Raw genomic sequence first — 21,064 nt, forward strand, 5'->3', positions numbered from 1 at the left:
ATGGCCGGGTTCTTGGCGACGACCGTGTTGGGGCCGAAGTCGTCGTCGGTGAAGTTGGCCGGGTTCTTGGCGACGACCGTGTTGGGGCCGAAGTCGTCGTCGGTGAAGTTGGCCGGGTTCTTGGCGACGACCGTGTTGGGGCCGAAGTCGTCGTCGGTGAAGTTGGCCGGGTTCTTGGCGACGACCGTGCCCGGACCGAATGTGGTACTCATGGAAGAACCCCTCATTTGATTTCCGCTTTTGCGACTGACTGTCTGCCCGGCGTAGTCGACCGAGCTGTTGGCCTTCCCTCACGTGGCAGTCGGCGGTCACCTCCTGTAGTCAGGAATCTGCGGGTGTCCCCACCGGGTCGGCGAGGCCGTACCCCACCAGTTCGGCGGGAAGTATCAGGTGCACGATCTGACGGTCGTGCAGGCTTTCCACGAGTTCCTTGACGAAACCGTGGGTGAACTGGGGCAGCAGCGCACCGGCGTCCAGCACCGTGCGGGGGCCCTTAGTCAGTTCCGCCAGGAGCGGGTGCTCGCTCAGGTCGAAAGCCCTGGCGCGCTTGGGCTGCCGCCAGTCGCGCTGGAGTAGCAGGGTGGTGGGCCGGGGCGCCGGATCGACGCCGTAGTCGTCGTCCTCCTTCGCCAGACGCAGCATGTCGTAGCGGAAGTCGACGACCGCGTAGGGCTTGCGCAGCAGCATCGTGCTGCTGGCCCGCGCCGGCCCTTGCGGCTCCTGCGGCCACACCTTGGGCGTTTCGGCCAGCTCGCAGACGTAGGCGCAGAAGCGGAGGATGTCCACGAGGTGCTCCGGCAGCGACTTGTCGATAATGTATTCGAAGGCGAAGTCGCTGAACCGTCGCAGCTCTTCCATCCGCCCGAACTGACCTATCGACACCGCCTGGTGGTACGTCGCGAAGAAGCGGCCGCGCGGTGTGTAACGGAACAGCGCGTTGAGGAAGAGCCCGAATTCCGCTTCTCGGCGGACGATGCGCTGCTTGACGACGAGGGTGGCGACGCCCTCCAGGTAGTTTGGGTCGATGGCCGCGAACTGGGCCTTCTCCTCGCCGGTCAGGCCGAGTTCGGAGGCGGCCCGGTCCAGGCCCTCCGGCATTACGACGGCCCGGCGGAACTCGGCGTCGCGTACCGACCGGGTCAACAGTTGCTGCAGTCCGGCCAGGCTCATCGGACGGCCTCCTCTTCCGCTGCCCGGGATCCCATCAGGTCGCGGATCCACTCCAGCCGTTCCTTGGTGCGCTTGGGCGAAGGACGGGAGGGGGTGCCGCTGGCCTCGATTTCGAGGATGACGGCCGCAGGCCGGAAGTCCTTGTCCTTGAAGAGGCTCTCCAGGGCGGAGAAAACCCACTTCTCGTTCTCCCGGAAGCGGGCGTACTCGGGTTCGGCGAGCTCCTTCTCGTTGGGGAGCGGGAGGTGCACCTGCCAGACGTGGTCCAGCGGTATGCGGCTCAGTTCGCTGTCCCAGTCGACGGGGTGGTAGTCGTTGGAGATCACCAGGTTGGAGAGGCTGAGCAGGATGCCGGCGTCGGCCCCGACCGCGATGTCGGCCACCTGCTGGCACATGGTGCGCGGCCCGATCTGGTTGAACAGCATCGGCTGGTTCTCCACGATCAGCGGATACGGCGATGCTTCGTTGGCGGCGCGCAGATTGTCGATGAAAACCTGGGTCTGCTCGTCGGTCCCCAGCGGCTGCATGAACGTTCCCGAATAGGTGTCGCGGGTGCCCACCATGCCAACGTGCTCGCCGATCCAACGGCAGTTGGAGACTTCGGCCATCCGCTGGAGCCGCTGGACGGTGTCCGCCGGCGGCTCCTCGACCGAACCGAGCATGTACTCGTAGCTGTGCAGGGTCGAGGGCAGACCGGCGGTGGCGGCGTTGATCTCGCCGATGAAGTCGGGGTCGGTGGCGAAGTGGGCGGCGAGGTACTCGATCATGTCGACCGGGGCGTCGATCTCCATGAGGTGTTCGAAGTACTTCTGGTGGGCCGGTGTGCAGTGGTGTAGGTAGCCTGCCCCGATGGTCGCCGGCCGCCGGGGCCCTCGTACCTGGTCAGCGTTGGTCATGGTCCGCCTCCGGCAGAGCGTCGGTGAGGAGTAGGTGGTCGGTGATCCGGTCGCGGATCAGCTCGTTGGACGGGCCCATTAGGGCGGTGGCCCTGGCGTCCCTGAGCCGGCGTTCCAAGGGGAACGAGGCCAGGAATCCGCGCGATCCGACGGTGTGCAGCAGGCCGGCGGTGATCTCCTCGGCCGCCGCGGAGGCCTGCAACTTGAACTTGCTGGAGGTCACGGGGGACGCCCCGGGCCCGCTTGTTGCCACGGCGAGGGCCGCGTAGGCGTAGCTCGTCTCGACGCGCACCAGGGTGTCGGCCAGAGCGGCGCGAACGTGGTCGGCGCCGGTGCGGGGCTGTGTCTCCGGCAGCCGTCCAGTGGCCATCAGGCAGGCGTCCTCGAAGGCGCCGGCCGCCGCGCCCAGGGCAAGCAGCCCGGGGTTGAGGCACACCTCGTGGTTGCGGCCCATCAGCTCCTTGCCGCTACCCGGCTCGCCGACCAGGTCGGTCCTCGTGAGTCCGACTCCGCGCAGTTCCACAGAGGCCGTTCCGGACGCTCGCAGGCCGAGGAGCGGATAGGGAGCGGAGATCCGGAGGTTCGGGTCCTTGGGATCGACGCGGACGAACGTGGGGCCCTGGTGCTCGCCGTCGAGGTGGGTGTCCGCGAGGACGTGCACCACTCCGGCAGAGGCCAGGCCCGTGCAGAAGGTCTTGTCGCCGTACAGCTCCAGCGTCGACCCGTCGCCGACGGACACCAGCCGAGTCTGGAGGTTCCCCTTATTCTTGGTCGTCGCCTTCTCGGTCCAGGCGCTGGCACCGAGAAGGGAGCCGGTGGCGAACCCGTGCAGATCGTCGCCGCGCCACTCGTCGGCACCGAAGGCGAGGGTCCGGCGCACCACCTGGAAGTGGAACATCAGCACGGCGGCGGTGGACGCGCATGCCTGAGCCACCCTTTCGACGACGAGGCAGGCCGCCCCGTCGCCGTAACCGAGCCCGCCGTATTCCACGGGCACCTGGATTCCGAGTGCTCCGAGTTCGTCGAGCGCGGCAAGCGAGCGCAGGGGTGGATTTCCGGTGGTGTCCGCCTGGGCGGCCTCGGCGGCGATCACGCCGTCCGTGATGCCGTCCAGGAGACGGAACCAGTCCTTGGAGCTTTCCGGAAGTCCGCCTAGGCATGCCGCGACGAATGTATCCCGATATGTCTGGTGAGAAAATTTCACGCGACCCTCTCCAGGTGCAGAAAGTCCACAAATGAGCCGTGCCGGAAACATCCTGAGACGCCTTGGAAGATACCGCCTCTAAAACGGCCGCGTCTCGTAAGTAGCACAGGGTAGAGACATTTTAATATCGGCGCGTCCGGCCGCCTCGCCGACAGTCACAGTCAACTTTACAGAAGCACACAAAAGAGATTGCACGCTGAAATGAAACCCTCAGTAAACTCTTATCTTATCCACCCTCTCGGGCGCCGATTCTACCGATGTGCATTATGTTCACACTCCATCAATCCGTCCGTCAACCTCTAGCTGACACACAATCTGGGGGTGTAAGGCTGAAACTTGATCTTGGTCCGACCTTAAAATATCAGCCATGATAACCGCCTAGCCGTTCCTACACAGACCATCTTTTCAGGGAAATAAATAAAGCGGTTCCGGGTAAACGGCCTCGACCCTCCGGGGGCGCAGCTTCCCAGGGGTGTTGCAGAGTCTCGTGGTCTTGTAGATGTACTGGTCACGCGATGCCCGGGATGCGACGGGGCAAGTGAAGAGTAGTAGAGCGTAGTGAAGGCCGACGCCCTTGTCATGGCGCCGTCGGTGCGGAGTGTGTTGATTGCCAGGTTGCGCCGTATTGCCATGCCTACCGGGAACATGGCCGGTTCGGAGCTTTGAGGCGTCCTCGCGAAGCGTGTTCTCGCGGACGAAGCACAGGCAGTTTTCGACGGCCCCCTGTGACCTGGCGAGTTGCCGGAGGCGCTGGAGCGAGGCCTGTTGCTAGTGTCCTAAGTCGATAGTTCGCGGGCGGGCGTGGCCGCACGGCACCTGGGCGCTCATCCTGACGGCGAGTCGCGGCCATCGCGAAGAACATCGACTTGGTCGTGCTGCCAAAGCCTTCCCCAGCCCGTGAACAGCCCCTGACGGACGACTTGTAGGAGAACATCCGTGTCACACGTATACATCTCAGCCCTTCTAAAGCCGCAAGTCGACCGAAACCGCAGGTAGACGCGACCCTTGGAAGTGGAGACGGATCATCTCCGCCGCTGCGAACGTTACGGGGCGAGCGGTCGGTATTGCAATACCAATGGCCATGGCGCCGTTCCAGCGCACCATATGGCCGGTTCGCAACATTGAAAGGCAGACATAACGAGATGCACGGTAATCCACACACAGAGCCGACTCCGCGGGCACTGCAGAAGCGATCGATAGAGACACGAAACCGGATCATTCACGCAGCAGCGCAGATCTTTGACGAGAAGGGGTACGCCGCCGCGTCGATCAGCATGATTTTGGACCGCGCACAGCTCACAAAAGGTGCCCTTTACCACCATTTCAACGCAAAAGAACAGATTGCGGAAGCCCTGCTGGAAGTCCAGGTGCCGATGAGCAGGGTCAGGCCTCAAGAGTCCAAGTGGCAGGAGACGATTGATACCTCGTTCATCTACGCCCGGCTCCTGCAGACCCATCCGGAAGCCAGGGCGGGAGTCCGACTGTCCATCGATGGAGGCGTGCCATCTGACCTGGATGTTTACGGCCCTACGCGCCAGTGGATCGAGCTGGCGTCCTACCTGATGACACAGGTTGACGCCATGGGTCACTTGTCTGCTGACTGGACAGCAAGCTCCGCCGCCGAGCTGATTCAGTCCAGTTTCGTTGGGGCCCAGCTGACCTCTCTACAGATCACGGGGCCCCTTCGTAGCGACTTGACCGAACGGATCGAGAGTATGTGGAAGGCCCTGCTCCCTGGCATGGCGACGATGAGTGCACTGAAGAGGGGCCTCGATTACGAAGCGGACCGCTGGACCCGCATTCCCTGGGAGGAGCCGTCCGCTGGCTGAGAGCTCATGCACACAACTGAGGCCTCCCACGGCATCACTCAGCGGCGCAGGTGCTCGCGCTCTCCACATGAAACCCACACGGTCGCTAGCTCAACCAGTCCGAACACCCCGTTTAAAGTAGAACTCGGTAGTGTCAGCACCGCGTAGAAGGAGTGGCCGCGAGAGGCCCGCTAACAAACGAGCACCTTGCCCCTCTGGCCTGCCGGACAGGTACGGACACCGGGCCTAGTCCACGCTGACCAGGGAGACGTCCACCTCACCCCGCGCGGCCGCCTGCACGATCAGCCCTTCGAGCAGGGCCTCGAAGACGCCGGCGTCCCGCCACTGGCGGAAGCGGTTGTGCACGGTGGACTACGCACCGAACTCGGCCAGCATCTCAGACTACTGTGCTCCCTAGCGGAACTTCCAGATCACACCCCCGAACCGCTTCCGCAGCCGCGCAGGATACGGGCCGTACTCACCGACCGGCAGGTACGGCTCAACGTACTCCCACTCCAAGTCCGTCAGTTGCGCCCGTGTCATGCATTACGGACTACCGGACCCGCCCGCTCAACGAGGGCGAAACGCACATATTGATCACGACTCGATACACGCCCTAGCTCTTACGGGAACTTCACGGCCCGCAGTGGTCAAACAGGCCGTGCTCCCCGTTTAATGTAGAGCGCGGGAAGCGTGCGCGTCACATGGTGGAAGGGCGCGGCAAAGCGCTGACGACTGTCCCTGCGCCAGCAGAGCCTGTCCGCCGGCACGGGGCCGGCGGACAGAGTGTCAGGTCCCTGTACGCCTCGGTGTGCAGGCAGCACCAAACCCCGCCTCACAGGGACGCACGCGCTCCCCACCGCACGCACACCACGCTCAATCCGTACTCCACACACGCATCAGGAGTGAGAAGCCGTGATCTCGAACGCAGAAGCAATGGAAGCGGTCGACTCCGACCTCATCGCTTCCGGGATAGACGACCTGCTTTCAGGCAAGCCGCTGGACGGCACGCTGGCCATGAGCCAGCCCATATCCCCCGATCGCACCTACTTCACAGACATTGTGAACAAAGTCGAGTCGCAAGTCGGACCCCCCGACCTGTATGCCGGAGGAGCCGCAGGAGTCCTCGTCCGCTGGCGCCATGGGCCAAATACGCTCACGGTGACTCAGGAGCAGCAAGTGACGATGTCACTCCGGTCGTCTGCATCTCTCGACGCTGCCGAAGCCACTGCCTTCCGCAGCGGAGTAGGCACGAGGCCCGGCCAGTCGCCTAGCTACCTCGAGCTGCCCTACCTGTGGCAGGTTGTTCGACGAGGGCCTGCACTGGAGCAGCCCAGTGTTCCGCCTACGAGCGACTGGGACCAGCTTGAACAGTCACTGCGGTGCTTGTTGGAGCTCTGGGTTGAACAGACCAAGCTCTTGCACGAAGCAGGCTGGTGCGACGAAGTTGCGTTCGACGTGACCGAGCAGGTGAGCGGAGACCGTATTCTGGGCCTGCTGCAGAACGCAGAAGACGGGCTTGCTCTTTTCCTTCACGACGATCGGGCAACGACTGCCAAGCCTGAGCCGGACGCCGTGGAAGCCCGAGGGTGGCAGCACAGGGTCCATCAGCTCCAAGCATGGATTGCTTCCTTCGAACCCGGCCCGGACACAGCTGAAACCACAGCAGGCATCATCGTCCGTGAGCTGCGCCTGCGTGCTGCTGCTCCATTGAGTGTCTCCTTGACTGCCCTGAGCAGCAACGGCGAGAATCGGTTGCAGTTGCCTGGCGTACCGCTGAAGAACTGACCTCTCATCCGCTCCAGCGAGCGAGGGCCGGCCACCGAATCTAAGGTTTTCACGCACGAGCAACAGTGTGGGGCCAGCTCCACGGCGAAAGGCTCACCCCCAGGATCCATTAACAGGGACCACTCGTTCATCGTTCTGCCGGGCAGGTACTGGCATGGTCAGTCCCTCGACTGCCGCGTCAGGACGCGGCAGCAGCTGCCCTGTTCTGATCGAGGAGACGTTCAGCACGGTGTGGGGAGGTGTCCAGGCGAGACAGTACGCCGGACACTGCGATGTTGGGGAGAACCATCTCGAAGAGGGCCGAAATCTCGCGGACGAGGTCGGGAGGCTCGGCACTCGACTCCCGCACTACCTGGACTCCTGTCCAGGACCCGACCAGCAGCCGTGATATGGCGACCGGGTCAACGCTCGGAAGCAACTCGCCTCGCACCTTCGCCTCGGTGAGGAGATCGGCTCCATAGGCGATCCAGTCCGGCCAGCGAGTACCGAAGAGGCGGCGCGCCTGCACGTCGACCGACAGTCGTATCGAGGCGCTGAGCAGGGGTTCTCTCGGAAGTCGATAGGCCAGCAGGAGGGCCGTGTCCACCCATTCCTGCAGCTTGAAGGTTTGAGGGGTGACCCCGTCCGAGGTCACTGCCTCATCGAGGACCCCCCGTGCCAACGCTTCCTTCGACGTGAAATGGAAGTAGAGCGCACCCCGCGTATGCCCGGCTCGCTCAAGGATCGCAGAAATCGTGGCGGCGTCGTAACCGTGCTCGTCGAAGACTTCGGCAGCCGCTTCCAGGAATACCCAGCGTGTGCGGATCGCCCGTTGCTGCTGTACCAACTCGCGCTCCCCCTGACCTCACCCGACGGCCATTCTAAAAGATCGTGAATCGGTACCATATCAGCGCGCCACAGCCCAGCTTGAGCCATGTCCGGGGGGATCTGGCCCGAAGTACCCGTTATCCCACAGGGCCCGCACGTGGTCGGGACTGCTGCACGAGTAGGTGACCAGCTCGCCGGCCAGGCGCACGGCCACGTCACCGAAGTCGACCTCCGCTTCGTGGCCGGGCAGATGTGTCTGCGGGACGAATGCTTCCAGCGGCGCTTTGCCGGACTCGACCAAGATCTCGGGCTTCCGGCTGGCGACGTAGTAGCGCACCACCCCGTAGGGACATCCGCCCTGTGCTCCTCGACCAGCCGGTGGAAGATCCGGGTGACCGTGTGCCGCTGCTTGCGCGGCGCGTCCAGATCCGCCCGCAGGATCTCGTCGATCACCAGCTTGTACGAGTCCAACGTGGTGGCTCGTGGAGGCAGCTTCTTGCGGGGCTCCGGCCAGGACGAGTCCAACGCCTTCCGGACGGTCCGCCAGGTCACGCCGTGCTTGCGCTCAAGCTCCCGCATCGACATGCCGCCGCGATGGTCACGCCGGATCGCCGCGTACAGCTCGACCTTCGACATCTGCGGCATGACCAGGACCTTTCACCAGGAGCACCCCGATGCTGCCCTGGCAAGAACCCCAGTGCCTCCCAAACTCATCAACATCACCCGACCGTGGTTCTGGGCGCCTCCCAAGCCCGTCGACAAGTGACGTCCCTACTGCTCGATAAAGCCAAGCGCCGGTTGCCAACGTGCAGGTGTGCACGGCGTGGCATAGGTCCCGGTCGTCGGCCGTCTCGACGGTGCGCACCATGCCGGCGATGCCCTGAGCCCACGGGGACTGTGCCAGCAGGTCGGTCCCAGCGAGCTCAGCCTCTCGGTGCTCCTCACGGATGTGCTCAATCACCTCGGTGTGGTTTGGCATGGCCTGTTTCAGGGCTTCCAGCAACTCCTCGATCCCAAGGTCGGCGGCACCGCCGAGCAGCACCCGGGCGCCGGGGGCCATCAGGGCCGGGTGGAAGACGTTCGGAAGAGCGCCCGGCGAGCGGGGCAGTTCGAGCCCGGCTTCGGCAGCGTGGGCGCGCAGAGTCTCGTCCAGGTCCCGCCGCGGCAAACGTCGATTCCTCAGCATTCTCGTGGCCGCGGCCTGTCTGGCCTTGAACGCCCGGTCGGAGTTCCCGGTGGGGATCTTGTCGACGCCCGCTCGCGCCAGCGGCCGCTTCAGACTCACGTTCAGGGCTGACCGCAGCCGCTGGGCGCTGTCAGGGGTGGCATCGGCTGCCCACAAGTGCCACCCGATCCACCCCATGCCGCGGCCCTGCCGCGCGGTGATCGCCAAGCGCAGAGCCCGACGCAGGATGTGGGGCTGGATGGTGGAGGAGTCCGGCTCGAACCAGGCCGAGGGACTGGGAAGCCAGCTGTTTTGTTGCCAGCGCTCCACTTGCGTCGGGGTGGCCTTGAGCCCGTGTTCCTTGAGGGCTCGGACCAGGGCAAGGTGGGCGGTGGACGGCTTCGTGCGGGCCATGGTCAGTTCCTCCGGTCCTGGCTGCAGACGGTCAGGGCGGAGTACAGGGCGACGGCGGTTCCAATCGCACTCGCCCAGGCCTCGCTCTGCGCGGCTGCGACGGCCGCAACCGTCACCAAGAGCAGCATGGGCAAGCGCGGGCCGGCGCCTCCGCCGGCGTTGGTGTTCACGTACGTGGTCCCTTTCGCGAGGTCTGCTGCCGGGTATGCCCGGCAGTGCAGCCCGACCGTGTGGATCCGGGGCGGTGCCGCACCTCTAGGAGCTCACGACGCCTCTCGCGAGATGCAGGAAACTTCGCGGGGTTATCGTCAGTCACGGCGCTTCCGCGCCATTGAGCAGGGGTGACGCCAGCCAGGCCGGAGTGCTGCGGAAGCGCGAAAACTGCACGGAGATATAGCCCCACCCCCGAGTCCACTGCTACCTGGGGCGACAAAGGCCATGGTCCGTATCGCCCATCGCAGTATCAACTCCGCCGAACCGCCTCCGTCGGCACGACCGCCCATCGAGTGGACTGGGGCATAGCTGGGCCGCTTTCGCCAGCTCCGCTGCCGCTACGAACGCTGGAACCGTCTAGATCACCGAGCGCGAGTCACGCGGCGGGGCAGCAGATTCCGCAAGAGTTCGGCGGTTTCTGCCTCGAGGCCAAGCAGATGGGCGATGCGGGCCGGGCCTCAGCGGCGCAGGATGCGGACCTTGATGTTGCGGCGTTCGGTGCGGGTCGGGGTCCTGCGAGGGCTGTGGTGCGGGCGGGAGGAGAGGTCCGTCATCCCGGCCTCGCCCAGAGCCCGGCAGCGGCCGGCCCACGCCGGGTTGTCGTCTGTGCCTACGACGCCCCACGGATGGCTGTCCAACCGCCACGGTTGAAGGACTCGTCACCTGGGGCAACGATCGGTGGCTTCTCGTTGCTGCCCGCCTGTTGGTACGCACGCTGCGTGGCGGCGGACGACAGCTTCCAGTCGCTGTCCTCCCAGATCGCGGCAACCAGTGACCGCGTGTAGGTGCCGCGCTCCTTCGCCGTCTCCCCCGACTTCGTGGTCGCGCGCGACAGCAGCCAGGCGCTCACCTCGCTCCCCGACTCCTTCACGACCTGGAAGCCGATCACGTGGCTGCGTACGTAGGCCCCGCCCGGAAGGGCGCTTCCGGCGGGCAGGCCCATGTCTGTGCGGATCTTCTTGTCCGTCTGGATCGCCTGGAGCTCGATCTTCTCGGCGTTGACGTCACTGTGGTCGGCCTGGGCCATGTAGGACTCGTAGATGCCCAGCTGCACGTCCACCGCGGTGCGGCCCGCCTTGACCGTGGTGTTGCTCGTCGCGGCCAGCATCGCGACGGCGCCCTCGGTGCTCTGCGGGAAGCCCACCTGGTTGCCGCGCGTATCCATCCGCTCGTTGCGGGGCAGAGCCGCCCACCGCGAGGGCTCGGTCCAGTCGGACGGTGCTTTGGACGTAGGGGCGGCCGTGGTACTGGGGCGGGCGCTGTACTCAGCCCCGCCGTTCCCCTCCGGCCCGGCGTCGTCGGTGACGCCGCAAGCCGCCAGAGACAGCGTGAGAATGGCGAAGCTGCCAACCCCCCATGCCGAAGCCCAGCGCGGCCTTGTCCTGCTCATCGTTGCCATAAGAACGTCCTTAGCTCTCGTGCAGTTGTAAATGGTCAGTCGCCCGTTCACGAATCAACGCCTACCTCGCACAGCCCCGCAGTCTCCTCGGCCGCCACCCCATCGCACCCACCTCATGAGGTTTGTCAGCGAGCGCGAGTCACGGGGCGGGGCAGCAGATTCCGCAAGAGTTCGGCGGTTTCTGCTTCCATATCGACGCCGCCGAGCAGCTGCTCGTTGATGCGGGCGAGGTGAGTTGCAGCTTCACGCAGCGAGTCCAGGTCACCAGCGGCGTGGTGGGCGAGGAAGAGCTGACGGTGCAGCATCTCGCTTTCCTCGGCCGCGAGGAGGCCTCGGCGGGCGGCCCACAGGGCGCCAGGGATGTCGTTGGCTTCCCGCCGGCGGGTGGACAGCTCGTACGCGACGTCTACGAGTGCGGAGACCATCTCCTGGATGACGGGCTCGGCCCAGGCGTAGCGCTGGGGGGCGATGCCGGTGAAGGGGCGGCCGCGGACGAGTGCCAGTGCGCGGCGGAGCGCGAGGTCGCCGTCTTCGTCATGGCGGGCAAGGCCGGTGCGGGCGAAGTGCTGGAACTGGGTCCAGTCGCAGGTAACGGCAGGGCTGAGTCGGTATCGGCTGTCGCCGGTGTCCTGGACGCGCGGGAGGTGGGCGTTGCCGTCGTGGTCCTTGCCGAGCCACGAGCGGGTGCGGGAGATGACGGCGTTGCGCATCTGCTTGTTGACCAGGCGTCCGGGCCAGAGGGCGTCGTCCACTGCGTGGTGGTCGGCGGCGGGGTTGAGGGCGAGGTAGGCAACGAGTTCGGTGCCGATGCTGCGACGGTTGGAGTCGATTCGGCCGGTGGCGCCCTCGATGCCGATGGGGCCCAGGAGCAGCACGGCAGGCGCTGCGGGGTTGGGCGAAGGTTCGTCGATGTCCTCTGGAGCGGCGGGCTCGGTCGTGTCCTGGTGTTCGTGCGGCGGCGTGGGAGTGCTGTCCGGCTCGGCTTCAGCTGCCGGTGCGGGGATGGTGACGTGGACGGCGGCTGGGGTGGGGGCTGCGCATGGCGATGCGAGAGCGAGGGCGACGTTGCCTGGGTCAGCTGCTGGTCCGGTGTTCGGCTTCTGCTCGGCGGCAGGTTGGGGAGCTTCGCCGTCTTCAGCGAGGATCTCGGCAAGTGAGGGCCCGCTCTCCGCAGGAGCCGTCGCTGGGTCGGCCGTGCTGGGTGACCTCGGCTCGGCGGGGCCGCTCGGGGTGTCGGGTGCAGCGTTCGTGTGGTCGCTGTGGTCACCGAGGGCGTCCTCCTCTGCGTATTCCTGGGGGAGGCCGTCTTCGTCCGGCTGTGCGCCTGCGGTGCTGGTGGTGGTCCCTTCGGGATCGTCCTCGTGCTGCTTCTCTTCGCGCAGGTCGTCGATGGGTGTCCAGTCCTGGGCGGGGACGTCGGCGTCGCTCGCGGCGATCCGCAGCAGTTCGATCGCGTCGGCGAAGTGCTCGTCGCTCAGGCCCTGCAGTTTGATGGGGAGGTTGGATCCGGGCAGCACGATGGTTTGGTCTGTCCCGCCGCAGTCCATCGTCCAGGCGTGGTCCGGTGTTGTGGTGGTGCTGGAGGTGATGACCGCGCTGGCTGCTCGGGGAGCGTGGGTGAGGGTGTCGAAGAGTGAGGTGAGGGCTGGGTCATCGTCGGGGAGTTCTGTGGCCAGCAGGATGTGCGGGGTCCAGGCTCCGCCGGCGTCGTCCATCCGTCGGGCCGCGCGCAGGCTGCTCGCGCCTACGGCTGCCAGGGCGCGGCGCTGATCGGCGGTGTGGCTGACAAGTTCGGCGGTGGCGGCGGTGAGGTCGTGGATGCGGGCGACTCGTTCGGGGGCGGCGTGGTCCAGGCCGGGGGCGGTCTCGGCGAGGGCGGTGACTTCGATGTGGTCGGGCAAGGGGGTGCTGGCGAGCTCGACGGCGATGGCCTGCAGGACTTCGCGGGCGGCGTCCGGGTCGCCTGCCAGGTGCAGGATGCCGATGTGTTCGAGGTCGATCAGGACCAGGTGGCCGGAGACGTCCCAGCCGATGGAGACCAGGGCCGGGTACGGGGCGTCGGCATCTTTGAGGGTGTCCTCGTCTGCGAGGTCAGGGCTGCTCGCGGGGCAGATCCATAGGTCCTGGCGGCCGGCGGCTGCGTGGAAGGGCTTCATGGGGGCGGTGTCACCGCTCAGGTGTAGTTCGACCTTCGTTTCGTGCAGTACGACCGCTTCGAGGGTGGGGAGCTCACGGCCTGCTGCGGTCAGGTTGAGGGCGAGTGTGCGCAGGGTGGTGCTGAGGAGGTCGAAGCCGGTGGGGTGCTGGGCGGCGCGCAGTCCTTGTTCGGTCGCGGCGGCGCGGCCTTGTGGCATGGGGATGCGTCGGCCGGGGCGGCGGCGGCGCTGCTGGAGGATGCGGCGGGTGGTCAGGGTTCCGACCAGGGCGGCGGCCAGGGCGCCGGCGCCCATCCACACGGCGGCCGGGGCCAGGGCCTGGTCTCCGTTGTCGCGTTCTGGGGCGTGCTCGCTGCTGCTGTCCTGTGCCCCGGGTGCTGGTGCGGGGTTGCTTTGGGCCGGGGAGGGTGGCGTTGTGGCAGCGGGGGCCGGTGCGGGAGCTGAGGGGTGCGCCTCGAGGTTGCCGTCGGCTTCCTTGTCCGGTGTGTCGTCCGAGGGTGCTGCGGGGCTGTCGGCTCCGGGGTCCGTCGCTGTGTCCGGCGTGGTGCGGTCGTTGGTGCTCTTGTCGGGGGTTGTCGGCTTGTCCGGCTGGCCGGCGGCCTGGGGCAGGTCCAGTTCTTGGCCGGGGAAGATGAGGTTCGGGTTGTCGAACGTCTTTCCGTCCGGGGTGGATTCCCCCTTGTTCGCCGCGAAGATGGCCGGCCAGCTGTCCGGGTCGCCGTGGTCGTCGGCGATCGACCAGAGACTGTCACCTGAGCGGACCGTAACGCTCTTCTCCTGGACTTCGCCGGCCTTTGCCCCGGAGCGGGACTCGTCGGGGCCGTCGTTCTGTGCTGCGTGGTCGGTGCCGGCCGGGCTTTCGTTCGCTGTCGGTGTGGTGCTCGCCGCAGGTTCGATGGGCCGGGCGTCGGCTGGCAGCTTGACGACTGCGCCCTTGGGGAGGAACTGGTCGCCTGCGGCCAGCTGCGGGATGTCGGGGTTGAGGGCGGCGATGTCCTTCCAGCGTGTGCCATCGCCGAGGTACTCCTCGGCCAGGTCCCATGGCAGTTCGGTCGCTGTGGCGACCGTGTGCTCGGGCCAGTCCGCTGCCTCGGAGGCCTTGGTGCTCGGTGTCGCGGCCGAGGGCGTCTCGCCGGTCGTCTGTACGGCGGTGGCCGCGACGGCGGGCGCCACGGTGGCGGCTGATGCTGCGGTGGGGGCAAGCAGCACGATGCCGCCGATCAGGAAGCTGGCCAGGGACTGGAGTCCGCCCAGGCCTTTGATGCGTGGTGCGGAGCGTCGGCGCAGGACGGCGACGATTTCGAGCAGGGTGGAGAAGGTGAAGGCGGCCCAGCCGGCCCAGCCGAGGCAGGTGAGGACGACCAGGAACAGGGATCCGTCGTCCTGCTGCATCAGCAGCTCGGTTCCCCCGGTCAGCTCGGTGGGCTGGTGGCCCACGGCCAGCAGCAGGTACGGGACGCCAGCGACCAGGGCTACCAGGAGGGCCAGGCCGAGCAGAGCGCCGAGGGCGCGCAGGGGGGCGGGGGTGCGGTGGGCCATGGGGTGGCTCAGCCTCCAGCTTGGGTCTGCAGGTGTGCTTGCGCGGTGCCGTTGACGGTGATGGTGCTTTTCCCGATGAACTGCGCAAAGTAGGTCTGGTAGGTGTCGGTCACGGTGACGGTGAGCGTTTGTCCGCCGTCGGTGATCTGAACGTCGCCCTGGACGCCGGCTGCGGTGAGGTAGTCCTGGGCCGCGCCGACTGCGGCTGCGGGGTCGATGGTGATGGCGGTGCCTTCGATGGCTTGGGCGGGGTCGATCTGCTGGCCGGCGGTGCGGGCGGCTTCTTGTGCCACGGAGGTGCTGCGGTTGGCCGTGTTGAGTGCCCCGCCGCCGTCGACGAGCAGGCCCATGACCATGAGGATCGCGATGCAGGACAGTGCGAAGAAGAGGGACATCGAGCCCCTGTCATCGTCTGTTCGGCGCCGGGCGATGAAGGTGCGCAGTCGTGTCACTGTCGGCCCCGGTAGGTGTCGAGCGGGCTGGTCCAGGAGGCGCGGAGGGTCTTCGCTCCGGGCAGTCCTGGCAGGCCGATGTCGGAGAGGTCCGCGGTGCACGCGATGGAGGCTTGGACGTTGGCCTCCACGCCGATGTCGAGGGAGTAGCCGGCCGTGTCGATGGTGACGTTGGAGGCCCGGCAGGTGATGCCTTCGCCTTGGAGGCTGCGTTCTGCGGCGGCTCGGGCGGCGGACTGTGCGCTGCCGGCGTCTCGCTCGAGCGACGCTGCGCGGGCGGCTGCGCGGGCGGCGGAGTCGACGGCGCCTTCCGCGTCGGTCACCCGGCCGAAGGCAAGCATGAGCAGGAGCAGGGCAATGCCGACGGGGGCGAGCACGGCGGTCTCGATGGAGTAGCTTCCGCGGTCTCGTCGCCGGGCTTTCGTGGTACGTGGTGGGGTCATGGGGTGGTCCAGCGTTCGATGGGTGCTTCGGCGTGCTGGGTCACGGACAGTTCCAGGCCGGGGACGAGGGTGGCGACGCTGCCGCGGACGGTAATCCGGACTTCGTCGGCGCTGCTGCCGGAGGAGGAGACGCTGGCCCCGTGGACGCTGCCGCCGAAGCGGGCGAGGTAGTCCTGGGCCTGGGCGACTCCGTCGCTGGGGCTGGAGGCGAATTGCCGTCCTGATTCGACGCCTTGCCGGGCGGCTGACTGGGCGACTTTGCGTGCGTGGAAGTACAGGCCGACCTGCAGGGCGGTGAAGACGAGGGCGAGGATGACGACGGCGAGGACCGCGAACTCCACGCTGGCGAACCCGCGGTCGTGCCGCCGTGTACGGCGTCGCCATACCGTGCGGAGGTTCACTGTCGTTTCCTCATTTCGAACGTCCTGAAGGCGTGGGTGGCCGAGGTTCAGCGAGCCGAAGCGGTCGGCGGCTCGCCGTTCTGCGCTTGCTGGATGCGCTGGACGACCATGTTCGCCAGTTTCTGCATGCGCTCGGCGGGGATGTTGGTGCCTTCCGCCCACGTGTATTCGATCTTGGCGGTGACGGATCCTTCGCGAACGTTGATGCCCTTGCCGCTCCACGTCGGCGTCTGCTCGGAGGCCTCGATCTCGAACCCGTCAATCTCGTCGCCCGGCGGGTTCTCGCCGACTTCGTCCGGGGTCCCCTCTCCTTCGAAGAGCTGTGCCGCGGTGTCGCTGTCGGGGAAGGAGATGAGCCGGATCGTCAGTTCCTGGTCTTCGAGGTTCGTGAAGCCGGCCAGCCCGACAGCCACTGCCTTCGCGCACCAGGGGTCCGGCCATCGTTCGGACTGGCAGATCGTGGCGTCCAGGGTGTCCCAGGCCTTCCTGGTGCGGGGCTCGTTCAGGTCGGCGGGGACGCTGAGCTGGTTGGGCAGGGCGGCCTCGAGATCGGCGGTGTGCAGCGGGGCGTGCTGCGAGGCCGGTCCGCCACCCGCCTGCGTCGACGGGGCCGGCTCTGCTCCTAAGCTCACGGGAGCACTGCCGCTGCCGCACCCGGTGGCCGCTGTGGCGGTCAGCGCGGCCGCGGCGAGAGGGCCGGCCAGTCGTGCGGCGCCGGATCGTGCGGTGCGAGGCATCTGAGGTGTCCTGTTCGTGGGTTCATCGGCGGGCTGGATGAGGTCGGGGTCAGCCGCCCTTGATGATGCCGATCTTCTCGTCGAGCTTGCTGCGCATGGCGACGACCAGGAGGCCGGCGCCGACGAGGAGGGCACCGGTGATGACGGCGATCTCCGTGCTGGTGGCGCCGGCGTCGCGGCGTGCCTGCAGGTGGGCGTAGCGGGCGCGGATCCACACGGTCAGGGTCTGGATGTCCATGGGTGTCTCCTGGTGTCTTTCAGCTGCCGAGGATGGTGGCGGTGATGGGGATCATGACGAAGGTGAGCATGAGGACCACGCCGAAGGTGACGGGCAGGACCATCGCCTCGCTGGCTTCGTTGGCTTTGGCTTTGGCGTCGCTGAGCATGGCGATGCGCAGCTGGCGAGCCTGGGCCTGCAGGGTGGTGTAGACGGCGGCGCCGTCCCCGGCCAGGGCCAGGGTGTCGGCGGGCCGGCCGAGTTCGGGAATGTCGAGCTCTTCGCCGAGTTGGCGCAGGGCGTCCCAGACGGTGACGCCGGCGAGGTCGGCCTGGTGGAAGACCTGGCGCATACGGACGAAGATCCAGCCGTCGCCGACGTCGGCGGTCTGGGTGAGGGCCTGGGCGGCGCCGGAGTTGGCGACGCGGGCCAGTGCGACGCGCTCCAGATATGAGGCGGCGGCGTGGCGCACGATGAGGCGGGCTGCGGCTGCGTCCCGGGCGACGTCCTTGCCAGGCCAGAACCAGAACACGGCGGCCAGCGCGAGCGAGAGGAGGGCCGGGACGGTGTACGGGAAGGCGACGCCGGCCAGGGCGAGCAGGCCTTGGACCAGCTGGGGCAGGAGCAGTCCGTACAGGGCGAGCAGGACGCGTTTGCCGAGATGTTCGGCCGGGCTGATGCGCAGAAGGTTGAGGTCTTTGACGGGCAGGGTGATGCGGCTACCGAACTCGCCGAGCAGGCGGGCACCGACGCGTTCCTGCAGCGACCCCGTTGTCGCCGGGGTGCCGGTCGCGGAGAAGGCGGGGGCGGCTGTGGTGGTGTCGAGGCGGTCAAGGGCGCTGGCCAGGTCTGGTTTCGCGGGCCAGGCTGCCCGGACGCCGAGACCGATGAGGGCGCCGGCGGCCGCGGCGGGCAGCACGGCCTCCATGGGGATCATCGGGGGTCTCCGAGGGGGGTGAGGTGGGCGGGCAGCGGGTCCAGGAGCCGCGGGTCCGGTTGGGTGCGGGCGATGTTGCGCAGCCACATCAGGGTCCGGGCGAACAGGGCTCCGATGCCGGCGAGGACGAGCTGGCCGATCCCGGACTGGTACCAGCCGGACCAGGCGTCGTTGAGCATGCAGCCGATGACGACGACGCAGATGACCATGGACACCATGCGGGAGGACTTGCGGACCTTGGCCCGGTCGGCCTCGATGTCGCGGGCGTCAGCGGCCTGCTGGTGGATGGTGATGGCGAGGGCTTCCAGGGCGTCGGCGAGGCCGGGCCCCTTGTAGACGGCGTGGCTCTGGAAGAGGAGCACGACGTGGTCGGAGACTCCGTCGGCGAGTTCGTCCGCGAACAGGGCGAACGCGTCGTGGGCTTCTGTGCCGTCGCTGAGCCGGTCGGCCAGGGCCCGGACGTTCGCCGCGATGGGGGCGGGGGCGTGCTTGGCTGATGCGCGGATCGTCTGGGCGAGGCTGATGCCGGCGGTGTGGACGCCGGCCAGGTGGTTGAGCCACTGGGCGAGCGCTTCGAGGCGCTCGATTCGCAGGGACGCGGCTGTTCCCGGGTTGAGGATGTAGGGGACGCCGATGACGGCAGCTCCGGCGAGGAGGCCGTGCACGGGCCACCCGGTCCATGCCCAGACCAGAAGGGTGACGATGCCTGCGGTTGCGACCAGGTAGCGCCAGCGCTCGCGCCATTTGGCCGGCAGCTCGGCCTGGGCCCGTCGGATACGGGCCGTGATCCGCGAGGGCGGTTTGGTGGCATCGCGGACCCGGCCGCGCAGTTCGCGGACTGCGCTGAGGACGGCGAGGATCGCGAGGATGGTGCAGCAGGCGGCGACCAGGGCCAGTTGGGAGGTGGTCATGTGGTGCTCACTGTCTGCAGGGGCGGCCCCCACCAGCCGTGCGGGTTGTCGGTCAGCCATGAGCGGTGGAAGTGGCCGGTGCGCTCGAGGTCGTCGATGAAGCCCGGCATGTTCTTGTAGATGGCGCGCGGCTCTCCGCTGTGCGGGCCGAAGATCTCGGTGGTGACGGGGCGGCCGCCTTCGCCGACGACGTCGTGGACCTCGTAGATGTGGGAGGTGTAGCGGTGCTTGCGGCCGCCGCGGCCGGACTCGTTGAGGTAGGTGATGTAGACGACGACGTCGATGCTGGAGGCGATGAGGTGGTTGGCCGCTTCGGTGGCCATGCCTGCCTCCGTGCACAGCTGGACCAGGCGGGAGATGATCCCGTGCGCGCGCCTCACGTGGAGGGTGCACATGGATCCGGAGCCGCCGGCGGACATGGCCTGCAGCATGGGGAGGATCTCGGTGGAGCGGACCTCGCCGACGATGACGCGCGAGGCGTTGTAGCGCAGCGCGGTGGGGAACATGTCGCTGATGGTGACTTCGCCGGCGAGCTTGTCGCCGTGGCGTTCGCCGTTGGACTGCCGGGCTTCGAACCCGAAGGTGAGGGGCCCGGGCTTGGGTCCGGGCTCGTCCAGGTAGAGCTCCCGGTCGGATTCGAGGGTGACGAGCCGCTCGTCGGTCGGGATCTCCCGCCCGAGGGCCCGGAGCAGGGTCGTCTTCCCGGATCCCATGTCGCCGACGACCAGGATGTTCATGCGGGCGCGAACGCACGCGATAAGGAAGGGCTCCAGGAGCGGGTTGAGGGTGCCCCACTGCACGAGTTCCTTGATACCGGTGTCCCTCACCCGGTGCTTTCGGATGACGACGGAGGGCCTGCTGGTCAGTGTGGACGCGGTGACGCGGGATCCGTCGGGCATGCGGAAGCCGACCATGGGGGTGGCCTGGGTCAGGGCGCGTTCGCCGTGCCCGGAGAGCCGGGCCATCCGGTTGACCCAGGCGACGAGGTCCTCGTGGGAGTCGGCGACGCGGTCGACGGTGCGCCGGGGCCGGTCGTAGTACTCCACGTGGGCGGTGAGCCCGTCGACCATGACGTCCTCGACGCCGTCCTCGTCCAGCAGGGCCTGCAGCCGGCCGCCGCGGTACATCGCGTTGAAGACGGCGCCGCCGATCGCGGCTTCCTGCTCGGCGGTGAGCGGGGTGTTGCCGTGGGCGTGCTTCGCCGACCACTCCGCAACGGCTGCGGTGACCAGGGACCGGGCGAGGGCCCGGCGGTCGCTCTCCTCCATGAGTTTGTCGGGGTCACGGGTGCTGAGCGTCCGGGACACCTCGGCCTGGAGGGCTTCGATCACCTCCCATTCGACGGGGAGGTCGCCGGGCAGACCGGCCAGGCGTGGCACGGCCGTGGGGCTTGCGACGGCTGACGGCGCCGCCGGGCGTTCGGGCTCGGCCGGTGCGCCGGGTCGCTGAGCGAGGCGTCCGGCCAGCAGGGTGGTGAGCTCCTCGCGGCCCAGGGCGGGGTGTCCGTTCGCACCGGGCCGCTGGTGGGTGTCAGCCACGGTTTCCCCCTCCGCGCTGTTCGGCCAGCCGTTGCAGCACCCCGGCCAGCTGAGGGTTGGCCTGCCGGGCCGGGAACTCCTGCTGGATGCGCCGGCGTGAGGAGGCCGCCTCGATCTGCTCAGTGCCTGTACGGGCATGGCGCAGCAGAGGGCTGCGCCCGTATCCGCGCGGCGGGCGGCCCCCGTGTGCGAGGTAGCCAGCTGTGTCCGGGTCCCAGGGCAGCGCCGCCAAGACGGGCACCTTGAGTGCCTCGGCGACCTGGTGGGCCCGGTAGGAGCCGTCCTCGATGAGGAGGAGCCCCAGGGCGTCGGCCCCGGATCCTCGTTCCTGCAGTTCGGTGCGCAGGGGGTCGATGACGTGCCGGGCCAGGGTGAGGGACTGCTCGGTGCTGCGGACGACGAGGAGGACCAGGTCGGCACGGTGGATCAGCGGCGCGGGAGTGAGGGTGGGGTGCAGGTGTCCGGATTCCAGGGCCAGGCGGCCGGCGTCGATGAGGACGTCGTATCCGGCGTCGGCGGACAGGACGTGCAGGACCTCGGACAGGGAGGGCCAGGTCCGGCTGAGTGCCGCGGCCTGGGCTGGATCGGTCAGGCCGGGCAGCAGCTTGCGGTGCCCGGCCTTGTCCATCGGCCACAGGTGGTTGGCGAAGGCGTTGGCCAGGGCGTCCGGTCCGGTGCGCTCGGCGGCAGCGAGGTGGTAGAGGCCGTAGCCGGCTCCGACCTCGCCGTTGAGGAATCCGGCGCGGACGGTGCCGCCGGCCGGATCACATTCGGCGAGCAGTGAGGGCCGCTTCGAGGCGAGAGCGAGGGCCAGGGCCGAGGCGGTGACGCCGCAGGACTTGGCGGACAGGAGTGCGGTGACGGGCATG

The 21,064-nt window shown here is 67.6% G+C and carries 21 protein-coding genes and 2 pseudogenes; 2 read left to right on the forward strand and 21 right to left on the reverse strand.

Annotated elements, in window-relative coordinates; translation table 11 throughout:
• The 4 genes from AB0C75_RS26320 to AB0C75_RS26335 all read right to left on the reverse strand — a co-directional run.
• The coding region (locus AB0C75_RS26320) for a hypothetical protein (RefSeq protein WP_362894179.1) at window positions 1-212 on the reverse strand (212 nt) is incomplete at its 3' end.
• Between the two features lie 109 nt (window positions 213-321).
• A complete protein-coding gene (locus AB0C75_RS26325; RefSeq protein ID WP_362894180.1) occupies window positions 322-1,170 on the reverse strand; it encodes a hypothetical protein in 849 nt (282 codons plus the stop codon).
• The gene (locus AB0C75_RS26330; protein ID WP_362894181.1) at window positions 1,167-2,066 is read right to left on the reverse strand and encodes a DUF692 family multinuclear iron-containing protein; all 900 of its coding nucleotides are present in this window, start codon (window positions 2,064-2,066) and stop codon (window positions 1,167-1,169) included. The genes AB0C75_RS26325 and AB0C75_RS26330 overlap by 4 nt, the downstream gene beginning before the upstream one ends.
• Window positions 2,053-3,270, reverse strand: coding sequence for an acyl-CoA dehydrogenase family protein (locus AB0C75_RS26335; protein ID WP_362894182.1), 1,218 nt, complete (start codon window positions 3,268-3,270; stop codon window positions 2,053-2,055). The genes AB0C75_RS26330 and AB0C75_RS26335 overlap by 14 nt, the downstream gene beginning before the upstream one ends.
• A 1,142-nt stretch (window positions 3,271-4,412) precedes the next feature.
• Here AB0C75_RS26335 and AB0C75_RS26340 point away from each other — a divergent pair.
• Window positions 4,413-5,099, forward strand: coding sequence for a ScbR family autoregulator-binding transcription factor (locus tag AB0C75_RS26340; RefSeq protein ID WP_362894183.1), 687 nt, complete (start codon window positions 4,413-4,415; stop codon window positions 5,097-5,099).
• Window positions 5,100-5,327: 228 nt separating this feature from the next.
• Here AB0C75_RS26340 and AB0C75_RS26345 read toward each other — a convergent pair.
• Window positions 5,328-5,621 (reverse strand): annotated as a pseudogene (locus tag AB0C75_RS26345) (transposase); the annotation flags it as partial.
• Window positions 5,622-5,993: 372 nt separating this feature from the next.
• Here AB0C75_RS26345 and AB0C75_RS26350 point away from each other — a divergent pair.
• Window positions 5,994-6,866: a hypothetical protein gene (locus AB0C75_RS26350; RefSeq protein ID WP_362894184.1), complete on the forward strand. Its 873-nt coding sequence runs from the start codon at window positions 5,994-5,996 to the stop codon at window positions 6,864-6,866.
• A 178-nt stretch (window positions 6,867-7,044) separates the two neighbouring features.
• On the opposite strand, the gene AB0C75_RS26355 is transcribed toward AB0C75_RS26350, so the two are convergent.
• The 16 genes and pseudogenes from AB0C75_RS26355 to AB0C75_RS26430 all read right to left on the reverse strand — a co-directional run bounded on the left by AB0C75_RS26355 (window position 7,045) and on the right by AB0C75_RS26430 (window position 21,063).
• On the reverse strand, window positions 7,045-7,692 hold the full coding sequence (locus tag AB0C75_RS26355) for a ScbR family autoregulator-binding transcription factor (RefSeq protein WP_362894185.1): 648 nt from the start codon (window positions 7,690-7,692) through the stop codon (window positions 7,045-7,047).
• A gap of 60 nt (window positions 7,693-7,752) precedes the next feature.
• Window positions 7,753-8,013, reverse strand: a complete 261-nt coding sequence (locus tag AB0C75_RS26360) for a hypothetical protein (protein WP_362894186.1) — start codon at window positions 8,011-8,013, stop codon at window positions 7,753-7,755.
• A gap of 258 nt (window positions 8,014-8,271) precedes the next feature.
• Window positions 8,272-9,252 carry a hypothetical protein gene (locus AB0C75_RS26365; RefSeq protein WP_362894187.1) on the reverse strand — a complete coding sequence of 327 codons (981 nt, stop codon included), beginning with the start codon at window positions 9,250-9,252 and terminating at the stop codon, window positions 8,272-8,274.
• 2 nt (window positions 9,253-9,254) lie between these two features.
• On the reverse strand, window positions 9,255-9,422 hold the full coding sequence (locus AB0C75_RS26370; RefSeq protein WP_362894188.1) for a hypothetical protein: 168 nt from the start codon (window positions 9,420-9,422) through the stop codon (window positions 9,255-9,257).
• A gap of 504 nt (window positions 9,423-9,926) precedes the next feature.
• Window positions 9,927-10,055 (reverse strand): annotated as a pseudogene (locus AB0C75_RS26375) (leucine zipper domain-containing protein); the annotation flags it as partial.
• A 20-nt stretch (window positions 10,056-10,075) separates the two neighbouring features.
• Window positions 10,076-10,630, reverse strand: coding sequence for a hypothetical protein (locus tag AB0C75_RS26380; protein ID WP_362894189.1), 555 nt, complete (start codon window positions 10,628-10,630; stop codon window positions 10,076-10,078).
• 359 nt (window positions 10,631-10,989) lie between these two features.
• Window positions 10,990-14,559: a LysM peptidoglycan-binding domain-containing protein gene (locus tag AB0C75_RS26385; RefSeq protein ID WP_362894190.1), complete on the reverse strand. Its 3,570-nt coding sequence runs from the start codon at window positions 14,557-14,559 to the stop codon at window positions 10,990-10,992.
• A gap of 8 nt (window positions 14,560-14,567) precedes the next feature.
• Window positions 14,568-14,954, reverse strand: a complete 387-nt coding sequence (locus AB0C75_RS26390; RefSeq protein WP_362894191.1) for a pilus assembly protein TadG-related protein — start codon at window positions 14,952-14,954, stop codon at window positions 14,568-14,570.
• A gap of 53 nt (window positions 14,955-15,007) precedes the next feature.
• Complete coding sequence (locus tag AB0C75_RS26395; protein WP_362894192.1) at window positions 15,008-15,454, reverse strand: TadE/TadG family type IV pilus assembly protein; 447 nt, start codon at window positions 15,452-15,454, stop codon at window positions 15,008-15,010.
• Window positions 15,451-15,855 (reverse strand): TadE family protein, encoded by a 405-nt coding sequence (locus AB0C75_RS26400; RefSeq protein ID WP_329046807.1) that lies wholly within the window; start codon window positions 15,853-15,855, stop codon window positions 15,451-15,453. Before AB0C75_RS26400 ends, AB0C75_RS26395 begins: the two co-directional genes overlap by 4 nt.
• A gap of 47 nt (window positions 15,856-15,902) precedes the next feature.
• The gene (locus AB0C75_RS26405; RefSeq protein ID WP_362894193.1) at window positions 15,903-16,592 is read right to left on the reverse strand and encodes a hypothetical protein; all 690 of its coding nucleotides are present in this window, start codon (window positions 16,590-16,592) and stop codon (window positions 15,903-15,905) included.
• A gap of 49 nt (window positions 16,593-16,641) precedes the next feature.
• Window positions 16,642-16,830 carry a hypothetical protein gene (locus AB0C75_RS26410; RefSeq protein WP_362894194.1) on the reverse strand — a complete coding sequence of 63 codons (189 nt, stop codon included), beginning with the start codon at window positions 16,828-16,830 and terminating at the stop codon, window positions 16,642-16,644.
• A 19-nt stretch (window positions 16,831-16,849) separates the two neighbouring features.
• On the reverse strand, window positions 16,850-17,746 hold the full coding sequence (locus AB0C75_RS26415; RefSeq protein WP_362894195.1) for a hypothetical protein: 897 nt from the start codon (window positions 17,744-17,746) through the stop codon (window positions 16,850-16,852).
• A complete protein-coding gene (locus tag AB0C75_RS26420; protein ID WP_362894196.1) occupies window positions 17,743-18,657 on the reverse strand; it encodes a type II secretion system F family protein in 915 nt (304 codons plus the stop codon). The genes AB0C75_RS26415 and AB0C75_RS26420 overlap by 4 nt, the downstream gene beginning before the upstream one ends.
• Window positions 18,654-20,195, reverse strand: a complete 1,542-nt coding sequence (locus tag AB0C75_RS26425; RefSeq protein WP_362894197.1) for a CpaF/VirB11 family protein — start codon at window positions 20,193-20,195, stop codon at window positions 18,654-18,656. The genes AB0C75_RS26420 and AB0C75_RS26425 overlap by 4 nt, the downstream gene beginning before the upstream one ends.
• Window positions 20,188-21,063, reverse strand: coding sequence for a hypothetical protein (locus AB0C75_RS26430; protein ID WP_362894198.1), 876 nt, complete (start codon window positions 21,061-21,063; stop codon window positions 20,188-20,190). The genes AB0C75_RS26425 and AB0C75_RS26430 overlap by 8 nt, the downstream gene beginning before the upstream one ends.
• Between the last annotated feature and the right edge of the window lies 1 nt (window position 21,064).

Source organism: Streptomyces sp. NPDC048565 (assembly GCF_040650935.1).
In the GTDB taxonomy this organism is placed as follows: domain Bacteria; phylum Actinomycetota; class Actinomycetes; order Streptomycetales; family Streptomycetaceae; genus Streptomyces.

Excerpts from the sequence above, each read along its gene's own strand:
- AB0C75_RS26325 (WP_362894180.1), bottom strand. The coding sequence starts at position 1,170 with ATGAGCCTGGCCGGACTGCAGCAACTGTTGACCCGGTCGGTACGCGAC.
- AB0C75_RS26330 (WP_362894181.1), bottom strand. The coding sequence starts at position 2,066 with ATGACCAACGCTGACCAGGTACGAGGGCCCCGGCGGCCGGCGACCATC.
- AB0C75_RS26340 (WP_362894183.1), top strand. The coding sequence starts at position 4,413 with ATGCACGGTAATCCACACACAGAGCCGACTCCGCGGGCACTGCAGAAG.
- AB0C75_RS26365 (WP_362894187.1), bottom strand. The coding sequence starts at position 9,252 with ATGGCCCGCACGAAGCCGTCCACCGCCCACCTTGCCCTGGTCCGAGCC.
- AB0C75_RS26380 (WP_362894189.1), bottom strand. The coding sequence starts at position 10,630 with ATGGATACGCGCGGCAACCAGGTGGGCTTCCCGCAGAGCACCGAGGGC.
- AB0C75_RS26385 (WP_362894190.1), bottom strand. The coding sequence starts at position 14,559 with ATGGCCCACCGCACCCCCGCCCCCCTGCGCGCCCTCGGCGCTCTGCTC.
- AB0C75_RS26390 (WP_362894191.1), bottom strand. The coding sequence starts at position 14,954 with ATGTCCCTCTTCTTCGCACTGTCCTGCATCGCGATCCTCATGGTCATG.
- AB0C75_RS26395 (WP_362894192.1), bottom strand. The coding sequence starts at position 15,454 with ATGACCCCACCACGTACCACGAAAGCCCGGCGACGAGACCGCGGAAGC.
- AB0C75_RS26405 (WP_362894193.1), bottom strand. The coding sequence starts at position 16,592 with ATGCCTCGCACCGCACGATCCGGCGCCGCACGACTGGCCGGCCCTCTC.
- AB0C75_RS26410 (WP_362894194.1), bottom strand. The coding sequence starts at position 16,830 with ATGGACATCCAGACCCTGACCGTGTGGATCCGCGCCCGCTACGCCCAC.
- AB0C75_RS26415 (WP_362894195.1), bottom strand. The coding sequence starts at position 17,746 with ATGATCCCCATGGAGGCCGTGCTGCCCGCCGCGGCCGCCGGCGCCCTC.
- AB0C75_RS26420 (WP_362894196.1), bottom strand. The coding sequence starts at position 18,657 with ATGACCACCTCCCAACTGGCCCTGGTCGCCGCCTGCTGCACCATCCTC.
- AB0C75_RS26430 (WP_362894198.1), bottom strand. The coding sequence starts at position 21,063 with ATGCCCGTCACCGCACTCCTGTCCGCCAAGTCCTGCGGCGTCACCGCC.